We start from the raw sequence: 10,969 nt of genomic DNA on the forward strand, positions 1-10,969 counted from the left end.
GGGAGAAGGCCCCCCGTCCGGGGTGGAGGTCCGGCGCAGTCCGGGCCCCCGTCCCAAGGTCTCCACGGGGGCGCCGGCGCGGGGTCCGGAGAGGGTTTCTCGACGGGGTTCCGGGCTCGGGGCCGCGTCAGCGGGTCAGCGGCCGGGTCCGGTGCCCCGCCGCCTCGTCGATCTCGGTGTGTGCCTTCTGCAGCAGTTGGGACGCCAGGTCCATCAGGACCCGGGAACCGGCGATCTCCTCCCCGACCCGCACCTGTTCGGGGTCCAGGGGATGGCGCAGGGCGTAGCCGTGCCCCCTCATCTCGGTACCGTCGGCGAGCCTGAGCAGCCCCGCGGCGCTGGTGCGGTCCCCGACCTCGGAGAACTCCAGCTCCACATGCCACCCCACGAGTGTGGTCATGACGGTCACCTCCAGGACTCGCCCACGTACTCCCAGGGTCCCCCCGGGGCGCCGCGGAAGCGAGCGGCGAAGGAGTGCGGCCGGTGCCGGGCGTTCCTACCCTGGAGGACGCAGGGGGCCCTATCCACGGAGGACGCGATGACCACCGAGCCCGACCCGCATCTGGCCATGATCCGGGACGTGGAGCCCCGAACCCCGCAGGGGTGCGAGGACTGTATGCGTGAGGGCTCCCCCTGGGTCCATCTGCGGCTCTGCCTCGTCTGCGGCCACGTCGGCTGCTGCGACTCGTCCCCACGGCAGCACGCCCGCGCGCACGCCGCGAGCGAGGAGCACCCCGTCGTGCGCTCCTTCGAACCCGGCGAGGACTGGCGCTGGTGCTTCGTCCACGAGGCCCTGATCTGACCGGCCGCCCGTTGGCCGAGGCCCCGCCCGTCCCACGACGTGGCAGCGGACCCGGCCGCGCTCCGGGGCGGCCGACCGGAGCGGACCCGGGCCGTGTTTCCATACCGCGGTGAACAGCGAGAACACCTCCCGGTCCGCCACCCGCCCGTACGTCCGCCCGCGGAACGATCGCGACCTGGACGCGTGCGTCCGGGCGCTCGCCGCCGTCCACGAGCGCGACGGCTACCCCGTCAACTGGCCCGAGCGCCCCGGCGACTGGCTCGCCCCGCCCTCGCTCCTCGCGGCCTGGGTGGCCGACCTGGACGGCGAGGTCGCCGGCCACGCCGGTCTGTCGCTCGCCGGTACGGGCGATGTGGCACCCGGTCTGTGGAGCGCCCGCGCGGGGGTCGGCCCCGAGGCGACGGCCGTGGTCAGCCGGCTCTTCGTCGCTCCCGGGGCGCGCGGCCACGGCATCGGACGGCTGCTGCTGGACCGCGCGGTGAGCGGGGCGCGGGCGCGCGGGCTGCATCCCGTGCTCGACGTGGTGGCCTCCGACACCGCGGCCATCGCCCTGTACGAGCGGCTGGGCTGGGAGCTGCTGGCCGAGGTCGAGCAGGAGTGGGGGCCCCGGCAGACCGTGACCGTCCGCTGCTACGCCGCGGGCGGCTGACGGCGCCGGAGCCCCGTCCCGGCTCAGGCCGCGGCGTGCGCCTCGCGCAGGAAGCCGACGAGCAGGGAGTTCACCTCGTCCGGGCGCTCCAGGCTGGGCAGGTGCCCCGCCCAGGGCAGCGCGAGGTGGCGGGCGTCGGCGAGGACACCGGTGAGGTGCACCGCGATGTCGTGGAAGTCCGCGAAGTCGTGGTCACCGGAGACCAGCAGAGCCGGGGCCGCGATCGAGGCGAGGTCGGTCTCCACCCTGATCTGGCCGAACTCCTCGGTGGCGGCCAACTGGACGTCGAAGGCGTTGCGCTGCATCCGGCGCACCTGCTCCCGCACCGCCCCGTCGGCCTCCGGCCCCAGCCAGGCGTCCACGTTCAGGTCGGTCGCCCCGGCTATGTCACCGGTCTCGATCAGGGTGTCCTCGCGCTCGCCGAACGCCCGCAGCTCGGCGCCGGGTTCGTGCCCGGCCAGCGCGGTGCAGAGCAGCGCCAGCGCGGTGACCCGCTCGGGCCTGCGGGCCGCGATCTCCAGCGCGACCCGGCCACCGCCGGACGCCCCGACCAGCGCCGCGCGCTCGATGCCCAGCGTGTCCAGGAGGGCGACGACGTCCGCCGCGTTGTTGTACGGACGGTCCGGCACGGGCGTCTCGCCGAAGCCGCGCAGGTCGCAGCGGACCACCTGGTAGCCGGCCTCGACGAGCGCGGGAACGTTCGGCTCCCACATCCGCCGGTCGCAGACCGTCGAGTGGAGCAGGAGAACCGCCGGGCCGCTGCCGGCCACATCATGGGAAAGAGTCACCGCGCCACAGTAGAGACCGGTTCCGCTTCGCGCATCAGCGTTTTCCCGCGGCCAGCGAGTCGGCCGGGTGCTGCGCCTCGGTGCCGTCGCCGGCCGCGGGCAGCGTGGCCACGGGCCACCAGAAGTCGTCCAGGATGCCGTCCTCGGTGGCTGCGTCGGTCTCCGGCCGTTCGCCGGTCGGGCGTCGAGTCAGTCGAGTCATACGGGCAAGTGTGGTGGTTGGAAAGGTCGTTGGGGAGTCGATTTCTAGAACAGTCTTCTACAGGTCGGTGGAGATCGCTGCGCTAGGGTTGCCGCCATGGCAGACAGCGTCCCGATCGGTGCCCTGTGGAGCACCCCCAGCGCCCGAGCTCGACGGAACGGGCCCGGCAGGCACCGCGCGGAGCAGAGCCGTGTCGCCTAGGCAGCAGCGCGGCGAGGCCACGATCGACCGGCTGCTGACCGCGGCCCTGCGGGTGTTCGCCGAGTCGGGCCAGCAGGGGTTCACCGTCAGCGCCGTCACCCGCGCCAGCGGCGTCAGCCTCGGCAGTCTCTACCACCACTTCGGCAGCTTCGACGGTCTCGCCGCCGCCCTCTACACCCGCTGCATGGAGCAGCTGTTCGACGAGATGACGGCGGTCCTCATGCGGGCGCGCACCGCCCGCACCGGCATCCGCGCGCTCGTCCAGTGCTATCTGCGCTTCACCGAGGAGCACCCGGACGTGGCGCTCTTCCTGCACGCCTCCGCCTACTCGGGCTATCTCGCCGCCCACGCCGACGAGATCCGCCGGGTCAAGGCGGACAAGCTGGCCGCCATCGCCGCCTGGCTGGGACCCCGTATCGAGGCGGGCGAGATCGCGCCGCTGCCCTCGCCCCTGATCGACGTCCTCGTCCTCGGCCCCCCGGCCGAAACCGCACGCCGCTGGCTGTCCAGTACGTACGACATCGACCTCGCCCAGGCCTACCGGATCCTTCCCGATCGGGTGTGGCGCTCGCTTCAGCCGGACTGAGGGGACTGGATGGTGGCGGCGGCGGCCGGGCCGGCGGGAGCCGCTCGGCGCGCGCCCCGGCGGGCCGCGGGCCCCATCGCGTACGACGCCACCAGGATCAGCGCCCCGAGCACCAGCCAGCCGGGGCTGCCCCAGTCCACCAGGAGCGCGGTCAGCAGGAGCGGGCCGAGGGTGCGGGCGATGGTGACGCCGGTGCCGAACAGGCCCTGGTACTCGCCGATCCGGTCGGCGGGGGCCAGGTCGAAGCCGATCTGCCAGGAGCCCGCCGAGTGCAGCATCTCGGCGACGACCAGGAGCACCGATCCGGCGACGAGCGCCGCGGCGGCCGTCCGGGCGTCGTCACCCACGGCCGACAGCGCGAACACCGCGCAGGCCGCCAGCATCACCGCGCCCGAGCGCCGCACCGCCCGCACGGCGGTCGTCAGTCCCCGGACGCTCCTAGCCGTCCGCACCTGAAAGAGCATCACCGCGCCGGTGTTGAGCACGAACAGCGCCGAGACCAGCCAGGCCGGCGCGGCCGTGCGCTGGGTGATCCACAGCGGTATGCCCAGGCTGAGCAGCGGCATCCGCAGCAGCAGCACGGTGTTCAGAAGGGCCACGACCACGTACGGCCGGTCGCCGAGGACCGTCGGGCCGCGGCGCCCGCCCTCGGGCCGCGGCACGGGCACGACGTGGGGGAGGCGCGCCAGGAGCAGGGCGCAGAGCAGGAAGCTCGCCGCGTCCAGCGCGAAGACCGTGAGGTAAGCGCCGGTCGTGTCGGCGTGCAGGGCGACGCCCCCGAGCGCCGCGCCCACGGCGAGACCCGCGTTCAGCGTGGCCTGCAGGCGCGCCAGGGTCCCCGTCCGCTCGGTCTCGGCCACCAGCCCCGCGAGGAGCGACTGACGGGCCGCCGCGAGCCCCGACTGGGCGGTGGCGTAGAGGCAGGCGGCCAGGAGGAACGGGAGGAAGGAGCGGACCACCAGGAACGACGCCACCGAGGCGCTGGTCGCCAGGGCCAGCAGCACCGCCGTCCCCCGGGGCCCGCGCCGGTCCGCGAGCCGCCCGAGCGGTACGCCCGCGACCGAGCCGACGGCCCAGGCGAGGGTGAGCCCCAGACCGATCCGCGCGGGGGCGAGTCCGACGACGCGGGTGAAGTACAGGGCGGAGGTCACGAGGTAGGCGCCGTCGCCGACGGAGTTGGTCAGCTGGGCGAGCGCCAGAAGGCGGCGGGGGCCCGCGGGGGACACCGGATGGGTCGTCATGAGTCGGAGACTATGGCCCGGGTGGCCCCTTCGTCTGGTCCATTTCCCGGGGAAGCGAGTGGGCCATTCGCGGCCCTCTCGCGGGGTGGGGACCGTGATGGCCGAGCCGGGAGGTTTTCGATCCGAGGAGCCAGGTAAACGTGTGGTTATGGTGCAAATCGGCTACACGATGATGACCGAGCAGACCGGCCCCCGCGCCCTCGTCTCCGACGTGGTCGCCGCGGAACGCGCCGGCTTCGACTTCTCCGTCACCTCCGACCACTACTTCCCCTGGCTGGAGTCCCAGGGACACGCCTCGTACGCCTGGAGCGTACTCGGGGCCGCTGCCCAGGCCACCTCGCGCATCCCGCTGATGACGTACGTGACCTGCCCCACGGTCCGCTACCACCCCGTGGTCGTCGCGCAGAAGGCCGCGACGATGCAACTGCTGTCCGAGGGGCGGTTCCGGCTGGGTCTCGGCTCCGGCGAGAACCTCAACGAGCACGTGGTGGGCGCCGGATGGCCCTCGCCGCAGGTCCGCCTGGACATGCTGGAGGAGGCCGTCGACATCATCCGCGCCCTCTTCGAAGGCGGCAACGTCAACCACCAGGGCGCCCACTTCGACGTGTCCAACGCGCGGCTGTGGGACCTGCCGGACGAGCCGCCGCCCATCGGGATCGCCGTCTCGGGTGAGGTGTCCTGCGCGCTGGCGGGCCGCTCCGCCGACCTCGTCATCGCCACCGAGCCCAAGGCCGAGCTGCTGGAGTCCTTCGACCGGCACGGCGGCAGCGGCAAGCCCCGCGTGGGGCAGCTGCCGGTCTGCTACGACCCCGACCGGGACGCGGCGATCGCCCGCGCCCACGACCAGTTCCGGTGGTTCGCCTCCGGCTGGCCGGTGAACTCCGAGCTCCCCGGGCCGTCCGGCTTCGAGGGCGCCACCCAGTTCGTCACCCCGCAGGACGTGGCGGAGTCCATCCCGTGCGGCGACGACGTCGGCGCCTTCGTCGACGCCGTACGGCCCTACGCCGAGGCGGGCTTCACCGAGATCGCCCTCGTCCAGATCGGCGGTGAACACCAGCTCCCCTTCATCCAGTGGGCCGAGACGAAGCTGCTGCCCGCCCTGCGCGAGCTGTGACACCGCCCCGGACGGCTACCCGGTGAGGATGCCGGGCAGCGCGAGGGCGCCGAGCAGGGCCGTGCCCGCCAGGAGCCAGGCGACGTAGTCGCCGATGTGGCCGGAGTGCAGCCGGCGCAGCGGCTCGGTCCAGCGGTACGGTTCGCGGCGCGCGGGGCCGCGGACCGCCGCGCCCGCCAGGGCCGCCGCCAGCACGGCCGAGGCGAGCCCGAGGAGCAGGCCGGGCGGGGTCCAGTGCGGCGCGTGGCCCGCGGGGGCGTCGAAGGCCCGGCCCGTCGCCCGCGCGAGCGTCGGCACCAGCCCCGTCGCCAGCGACCCCGCGAGCAGCAGCGCGGGCACCGCGACCATGGTGACGGGCACCCGGCCGAGGCGGCCCCCGGTCTCCGGCTCCTCGTCCTCCCCGTCCGTCCCGTACGCGGGGTCGCCCGACGGAACCGGCCCCAGTCCGCGGAACACCCGCGCGGCCACCCTGAGCACGGCGCCTCCGGTGAGCGCGGACACCGCCACGAACAGCACGGGGAAACCGCCGCCCGCCGCCTCCTCGGTGACCGACTTGCCCAGCCCCGTGCCGAAGGGCGGCAGCCCCGCGAGCGCCAGCGCCCCCACCGTGAACAGGACGGCGACCAGCGGCAACTCGCGGGCGCGGCCGTGCAGTTCGTGCTCGTCGACGCTGCCGTAGCGGTCGAGCAGGATTCCGGCGCAGGCGAACAGGGCGGCCTTCGCGCCCGCGTGCCCCAGGACGTACAGCGCCACCCCGCCGCTCGCCTCCGGCCGCAGCAGACCGACACCGACCAGGAAGAGCCCGGTGTGGGCGACGGTCGAGCAGGCGAGCAGACGTTTGATGTGGCGCTGCTGCCAGCACATCACCGCGCCCACCAGCGCGCTCAGCGTGCCCAGGACCATCAGGGCGCGTCCGGCGTCCGGGGCGGGCAGGCCGCCCGGCCCCGCGAAGACGGTGCTGCACACCCGCCAGGTGCCGTACACCCCGAGCTCCACCATCACGCCCGACAGCAGCATGCACACCGGCGTCGGCGCGACCGCGTGCGCGTCGGGCAGCCAGAAGTGGAACGGGGCCGCCGCCGCCTTGACCAGCAGACCGGTCAGAACCAGCGCGAAGGCGGCCAGCGTCAGCGCGTCCGGTCCGCCGTGGGCGTCCAGGCGCGCCCCGATCTGCCGCATGCCGAGTTCGCCGGTGCGGGCGTAGAGCAGCACGATGCCGGTCAGCGTGGCGTACGCGCCCAGGGAGTTGACCACTCCGAAGGTCAGCGCGCCCTGGACGGCCCGGGCCTCCTCGACCCGGTAGCCGGTCAGGGCGTACGCCACCACACTCATCAGCTCGAAGAAGACGAACGCGTTGAAGAGGTCCCCGGTGAGGGCGAAGCCGCACATGCCCGCCTGGAAGAGCAGGACCAGCGCGGGGAAGGAGCCCGCGTGGCGCCGGGGCGGCTCGTCGAAGTAGTGCCAGGAGTAGACGAGCACGGCGACGACCAGGACGGAGACCAGGGCCGCGAGCCCGGTGCCGGGGCCGTCCCCGACCAGGACGATACCGACGCCCGCCCCGTTCCTCGGCCGCCAGCCGCCCACCCACTCCTCGCTCCGGGGAGAGGAGTGGACGAACAGGACCAGGCACAGGACGGCCGTCGCCGCCGCGGTGCAGGCGGCGGCCGACTCGGCGACGATCCGCGGCAGTCCGCGCCCGGCGGCCACCAGGGCGGCGGCGCCGCACAGCGGCAGGGCCACGACCAGCGGCAGCAGTTGGTTCATCCGCGCAGCTCGGACAGCTCGTCGGGGTCCACCGTGCCGTGCCGCTTGGCCACCTGCATCACCAGCGCGAGCAGCAGCGCGGTCACCGTCGCCCCGACCACCACATCGGTCAGGGCCAGGGCCTGCACCACGGGGTCGACGACGGGCCGGGTGCCCGGTTCCAGGTCGGAGTGGACGGGGGCCGTGCCGCCCTCGCGGTAGCCCACCGCCAGCAGCAGGACGTAGGTGGAGGACTGGCAGACCGCCAGACAGCCCACCGCGTGGACCAGATGGCGGCTGGTGGCGAGGCCGTAGCAGCCCGCCAGGAAGATCCAGCCGGCCACCAGGTACGGCAGTACGGACATCACCGCGCGCTCACGCCCCCGTTCGTTCCCGTCGGTCCGTCCCGGTCCTTGCCGGCTCCGCCCCGCCCGGCTCCCGTGTCCTGCTCGATCTCCACGGCCTGGTCGAGGAAGCGGGCGAGCAGCACCACGACCGCGCAGCCCACCTCCATGCCGACCGCCGCGTTGAGCAGCGGCACGGTCCCGCCCGACGCCAGGGTGTTGAACGTGCCGTAGGGCAGGACGGTGTTGGCGAGGAACGCCGAACCGCCGACGAGCCCCGCGACACCGAGGATCAGATACGCCGCCTCGCCCGCCGCGTCCCCGATCTCGTACAGGCCGACCGGGCGGATCCGCTCCAGGGCGCGGTAGTCGGCCCCGATGTAGAGCAGATGCAGCGCGGTCGCCACCACCACCCCGCCCTGGAAGCCGCCGCCGGGGCTGAGCTGTCCGTGCGCGATGACGTAGAGCCCGGTCAGCAGCACGATCGGCAGCATGACCAGCGCGTACCGGCGGACCGGAGCGGCGACCCTCTCGGGCGCGGGAGGCACCTGGCGCTCGTCGCGGGTCTGGCGCAGCAGGACGACGGTCCCGAGCACCGCGGCGAACAGGATGGTCTCCTCGCCGAGCGTGTCGAAGGCCCGCTGGTCGAAGTTGACGGACGCGATGGTGTTGGCGGTGCGACGGGCGAGGGACGCGTCGACCGCGCGGTCCCCGTACGGGTGGACGGCGCCGCCGAAGTCCGGCAGCCGCAGATACGCGGCGCACAGCAGCACGGCCACGCCGAGGCCGCCCAGGACCAGCACCCACATCCGCAGCCGCCGGCTCACCGGCCGTCGTCCCCGGGCCGGCCGCGGCGCCGCACCTTGCGTACGGACAGCAGGATCAGCAGCGGGGTGAGCGCGGAGCCGACCGCGAGCTGGGACAGGGCCACGTCCGGGGCCTGGAGGACGGTGAACAGCACCGCCAGCGCGAGCCCGAGCACCGCGAGGACCAGTGCCTGGCGGGCCGGGTCGCGGACCGCCACCGCGGCGGTCGCCGACACCGCGACGAGCAGCAGGGCGAGGACGACCGGCACATCAGCCATGGGAGGCCTCCGCGCTCTCGTAACCGCCCGCGACCGCCCGGGACGCCACGACGTTCCCGGCGATCAGCAGCGCCCCGGTCACCAGCAGCTTCACCAGGGCCCGGCCGGGCCCGGTGCTCGCGCACACCGCCGCGACCACCGCCGTGGTGGCGACGGCGGCGGTGGCCGTCAGCGCGCCGGTGTGCGCGGGGCCCGGGGAGAGCTCGTCGGCGAGCAGCCGTGCGTACACCAGGGTGCCCACCGGGCCGAGGAGCGCGAGCACGAGGGCGAGATCGGTGTACGACGGACGCCGGTAGCCCTGGGCGAGCAGCAGCATGACCAGGCAGACCGCCGACGTGCCGAAGTTCTGGGCGACGACCCGGCGTCCCACCGGGCCGGTGGCCACCCCCCACACCACGGGCCCGAAACCCACCGCGAGCAGGCCGGCCGCGGCCCACAGCCACCCGTTCACCGCTCGCTCATCGCCCGCCGGGCCGCGCAGGCGGCGACCGCCGCGAGCAGGGCGCTTCCGGCCCCCACGAACGCCTCCAGGGTGTCGACCGTACTGATGAACACCAGCCACATGGCCATCAGCGGGAGCCACCACACGAGGAGTTCGGCGGTCACGGCCGCCGCTCGACCCATCCGTACATCACCTCGACAGCGGTCGGGAGCCGGTGGGCCCGCCCCGGTCGGGCGCACCCGCGTCGTATGGAGTGCGCTCATGAAAGCACCGCGGGCGCGCGGGCCGCCGACGACGCGCGGCGCTCCGCACGCCCGGCCGCCCCGGCCCCTCCGGGCCGGCGGGTACCCGGCGGCCCGCAGGGCAATCCCCCGGACGGCGGGGCGGCTGTTTCACCGGGGCGGGGAGGGGGACCCGGCACCCCGGCAGGCCGGGTTCGTGCGGTGCGGCTGGTGTGGCCGGATGCCCGGCGGTCGGACATGCTCGGTCGAGAGGCGGCGGGCGGCCGGGCGGTGGCCGCACGCGGTGCGACGGGAAGGGAGCGCACGCCATGCAGGTGGCATCGACCCCGTGGGTGCGCGATGGCGACCGTGCGGCCTGAGGGCGAGGAGGGCCGCGAGCCGGAGCGCGCCGCCCCGGCGGGSCCCGCCGGGCCGGTGGGCGCGTGGGTGCGGGGCGCGGGCAGGAAGGGCCCGGGCGGCCGGTCCTGGTTCGCCGTCGGCTTCTCGCTGGGGCTGGGCGCCACGCTGGCCTGGCTGACCGTGCAGACGGTGCTGGAGGTCGGCAGTCTGCTCACCCTGCTGCTGCTCGCGGTGTTCCTCGCGCTCGCCCTCGAACCCGTCGTCGTGTGGCTCACCCGCCACCGGGTCCGCCGGGGCTGGGCCGTCGCGGCCGTCCTGGTGCTGCTGCTCGCGGTGTTCGCGGGCTTTCTGGCGCTGGTCGTGCCGCCGGCCGCGGACGAGATCAACGCGCTGGTGAAGGCCGTTCCGGGCTGGCTGCGCGACCTGCACGACCACAACTCCACGCTGGGCCGCTTCGAGGACCGCTACCACCTGGTGGACAAGGCCAAGCAGCAGTTCTCCTCCGGTGGCGCGTCCGGGCTCGCCGGAGGGCTGCTGGGCGCCGGGAAGTTCGTGGTCGGCGCGGTGACCTCGGGGGCCATCGTCCTCGTCGTGATGGTGTACGTAATGGCCTTCCTGCCCGCGCTGAAACGGTTCTGCCTGCGCTTCGTGGCGGCCCGCAAACGCCCCCATGTGCAGGAGGTCACCGAGGAGATCCTCAACCGGGTCGGGCGGTACATGCTCGGCAACGTGGCCACCTCCGTCATCGCCGGCGCGGCCACCTTCGTCTGGTGCGTGGCGCTCGGCGTCCCCTATGCGGCGGCACTGGGCGTCTTCATCGCCCTGATGGACCTCATCCCCATCGTCGGCAGCACCATCGGCGGCTTCGTCGTCAGCCTGGTGGCCCTGTCGGTGTCGCTGCCCATCGCGCTGGCCACCGCGGCCTTCTACGTCGGGTTCCGGCTGGCCGAGGACTACCTCATCGTGCCCAAGGTCATGCGGTTCGCCGTCGACGTGCATCCGCTCGTCACGGTCGTGGGCGTGCTGGTGGGCGGGGCGCTGCTCGGGGTGATCGGCGCCCTGGTCGCCATTCCGGCGGCCGTCGCCATCGGCATCGTCCTGGACGAGCACGTCTTCTCCAGGACGGACGTGTCGTGACGTACCGGTTCCGTACGGACGCGTGCGGAACCGGTACGTCGGGGGAGCGCGCTAC

General features: G+C 74.2%; 15 protein-coding genes. 5 read left to right on the top strand and 10 right to left on the bottom strand.

Annotated features, from left to right (window positions below; genetic code table 11):
• Nucleotides 1-127: 127 nt before the first annotated feature.
• Complete coding sequence (locus ACJA3G_RS19010; RefSeq protein ID WP_406554203.1) at nucleotides 128-400, bottom strand: DUF1876 domain-containing protein; 273 nt, start codon at nucleotides 398-400, stop codon at nucleotides 128-130.
• A gap of 138 nt (nucleotides 401-538) precedes the next feature.
• Between ACJA3G_RS19010 and ACJA3G_RS19015 the strand changes: the two genes are divergently transcribed.
• Both ACJA3G_RS19015 and ACJA3G_RS19020 read left to right on the top strand, forming a co-directional pair.
• Nucleotides 539-802 carry a UBP-type zinc finger domain-containing protein gene (locus tag ACJA3G_RS19015; RefSeq protein WP_406554204.1) on the top strand — a complete coding sequence of 88 codons (264 nt, stop codon included), beginning with the start codon at nucleotides 539-541 and terminating at the stop codon, nucleotides 800-802.
• Nucleotides 803-911: 109 nt separating this feature from the next.
• Nucleotides 912-1,451 (top strand): GNAT family N-acetyltransferase, encoded by a 540-nt coding sequence (locus ACJA3G_RS19020; RefSeq protein WP_406554205.1) that lies wholly within the window; start codon nucleotides 912-914, stop codon nucleotides 1,449-1,451.
• Between the two features lie 23 nt (nucleotides 1,452-1,474).
• On the opposite strand, the gene ACJA3G_RS19025 is transcribed toward ACJA3G_RS19020, so the two are convergent.
• Together ACJA3G_RS19025 and ACJA3G_RS19030 are read right to left on the bottom strand one after the other, a co-directional pair.
• Nucleotides 1,475-2,239 (bottom strand): alpha/beta fold hydrolase, encoded by a 765-nt coding sequence (locus ACJA3G_RS19025; protein WP_406554206.1) that lies wholly within the window; start codon nucleotides 2,237-2,239, stop codon nucleotides 1,475-1,477.
• 34 nt (nucleotides 2,240-2,273) lie between these two features.
• A complete protein-coding gene (locus ACJA3G_RS19030; RefSeq protein ID WP_406554207.1) occupies nucleotides 2,274-2,441 on the bottom strand; it encodes a hypothetical protein in 168 nt (55 codons plus the stop codon).
• A gap of 190 nt (nucleotides 2,442-2,631) precedes the next feature.
• Between ACJA3G_RS19030 and ACJA3G_RS19035 the strand changes: the two genes are divergently transcribed.
• On the top strand, nucleotides 2,632-3,228 hold the full coding sequence (locus ACJA3G_RS19035; protein WP_406554208.1) for a TetR/AcrR family transcriptional regulator: 597 nt from the start codon (nucleotides 2,632-2,634) through the stop codon (nucleotides 3,226-3,228).
• Here the strand turns inward: ACJA3G_RS19035 and ACJA3G_RS19040 are convergent.
• Nucleotides 3,216-4,469 carry an MFS transporter gene (locus tag ACJA3G_RS19040; protein WP_406554209.1) on the bottom strand — a complete coding sequence of 418 codons (1,254 nt, stop codon included), beginning with the start codon at nucleotides 4,467-4,469 and terminating at the stop codon, nucleotides 3,216-3,218. The two genes, ACJA3G_RS19035 and ACJA3G_RS19040, sit on opposite strands and share 13 nt — an antisense overlap.
• A gap of 148 nt (nucleotides 4,470-4,617) precedes the next feature.
• Here ACJA3G_RS19040 and ACJA3G_RS19045 point away from each other — a divergent pair, with 148 nt between their 5' ends.
• Nucleotides 4,618-5,583 carry an LLM class F420-dependent oxidoreductase gene (locus ACJA3G_RS19045; RefSeq protein WP_406554217.1) on the top strand — a complete coding sequence of 322 codons (966 nt, stop codon included), beginning with the start codon at nucleotides 4,618-4,620 and terminating at the stop codon, nucleotides 5,581-5,583.
• 15 nt (nucleotides 5,584-5,598) lie between these two features.
• Here the strand turns inward: ACJA3G_RS19045 and ACJA3G_RS19050 are convergent, their stop codons facing one another.
• From ACJA3G_RS19050 to ACJA3G_RS19075, 6 genes are read right to left on the bottom strand one after another with little or no spacing between them, the layout of a single operon-like run.
• Nucleotides 5,599-7,347, bottom strand: a complete 1,749-nt coding sequence (locus ACJA3G_RS19050; RefSeq protein ID WP_406554210.1) for a complex I subunit 5 family protein — start codon at nucleotides 7,345-7,347, stop codon at nucleotides 5,599-5,601.
• Nucleotides 7,344-7,691: a sodium:proton antiporter gene (locus tag ACJA3G_RS19055; protein ID WP_406554211.1), complete on the bottom strand. Its 348-nt coding sequence runs from the start codon at nucleotides 7,689-7,691 to the stop codon at nucleotides 7,344-7,346. Before ACJA3G_RS19055 ends, ACJA3G_RS19050 begins: the two co-directional genes overlap by 4 nt.
• Nucleotides 7,691-8,497 (bottom strand): MnhB domain-containing protein, encoded by an 807-nt coding sequence (locus tag ACJA3G_RS19060; protein WP_406554212.1) that lies wholly within the window; start codon nucleotides 8,495-8,497, stop codon nucleotides 7,691-7,693. The genes ACJA3G_RS19055 and ACJA3G_RS19060 overlap by 1 nt, the downstream gene beginning before the upstream one ends.
• The gene (locus ACJA3G_RS19065) at nucleotides 8,494-8,754 is read right to left on the bottom strand and encodes a Na(+)/H(+) antiporter subunit B (protein ID WP_406554213.1); all 261 of its coding nucleotides are present in this window, start codon (nucleotides 8,752-8,754) and stop codon (nucleotides 8,494-8,496) included. The genes ACJA3G_RS19060 and ACJA3G_RS19065 overlap by 4 nt, the downstream gene beginning before the upstream one ends.
• Nucleotides 8,747-9,205 carry a monovalent cation/H+ antiporter complex subunit F gene (locus ACJA3G_RS19070; protein ID WP_406554214.1) on the bottom strand — a complete coding sequence of 153 codons (459 nt, stop codon included), beginning with the start codon at nucleotides 9,203-9,205 and terminating at the stop codon, nucleotides 8,747-8,749. The genes ACJA3G_RS19065 and ACJA3G_RS19070 overlap by 8 nt, the downstream gene beginning before the upstream one ends.
• Nucleotides 9,202-9,378, bottom strand: a complete 177-nt coding sequence (locus ACJA3G_RS19075; protein ID WP_406554215.1) for a hypothetical protein — start codon at nucleotides 9,376-9,378, stop codon at nucleotides 9,202-9,204. The genes ACJA3G_RS19070 and ACJA3G_RS19075 overlap by 4 nt, the downstream gene beginning before the upstream one ends.
• A gap of 399 nt (nucleotides 9,379-9,777) precedes the next feature.
• Here ACJA3G_RS19075 and ACJA3G_RS19080 point away from each other — a divergent pair, with 399 nt between their 5' ends.
• Nucleotides 9,778-10,914, top strand: coding sequence for an AI-2E family transporter (locus ACJA3G_RS19080; protein WP_406554216.1), 1,137 nt, complete (start codon nucleotides 9,778-9,780; stop codon nucleotides 10,912-10,914).
• Nucleotides 10,915-10,969: the final 55 nt, after the last annotated feature.

It is taken from the genome of Streptomyces sp. YS-3 (assembly GCF_045257485.1).
In the GTDB taxonomy this organism is placed as follows: Bacteria; Actinomycetota; Actinomycetes; order Streptomycetales; family Streptomycetaceae; genus Streptomyces.

Coding starts and splice junctions, on each gene's coding strand:
- ACJA3G_RS19010 (WP_406554203.1), bottom strand. CDS start 400: ATGACCACACTCGTGGGGTGGCATGTGGAGCTGGAGTTCTCCGAGGTC.
- ACJA3G_RS19015 (WP_406554204.1), top strand. CDS start 539: ATGACCACCGAGCCCGACCCGCATCTGGCCATGATCCGGGACGTGGAG.
- ACJA3G_RS19030 (WP_406554207.1), bottom strand. CDS start 2,441: ATGACTCGACTGACTCGACGCCCGACCGGCGAACGGCCGGAGACCGAC.
- ACJA3G_RS19040 (WP_406554209.1), bottom strand. CDS start 4,469: ATGACGACCCATCCGGTGTCCCCCGCGGGCCCCCGCCGCCTTCTGGCG.
- ACJA3G_RS19045 (WP_406554217.1), top strand. CDS start 4,618: ATGGTGCAAATCGGCTACACGATGATGACCGAGCAGACCGGCCCCCGC.
- ACJA3G_RS19050 (WP_406554210.1), bottom strand. CDS start 7,347: ATGAACCAACTGCTGCCGCTGGTCGTGGCCCTGCCGCTGTGCGGCGCC.
- ACJA3G_RS19055 (WP_406554211.1), bottom strand. CDS start 7,691: ATGTCCGTACTGCCGTACCTGGTGGCCGGCTGGATCTTCCTGGCGGGC.
- ACJA3G_RS19065 (WP_406554213.1), bottom strand. CDS start 8,754: ATGGCTGATGTGCCGGTCGTCCTCGCCCTGCTGCTCGTCGCGGTGTCG.
- ACJA3G_RS19075 (WP_406554215.1), bottom strand. CDS start 9,378: ATGGGTCGAGCGGCGGCCGTGACCGCCGAACTCCTCGTGTGGTGGCTC.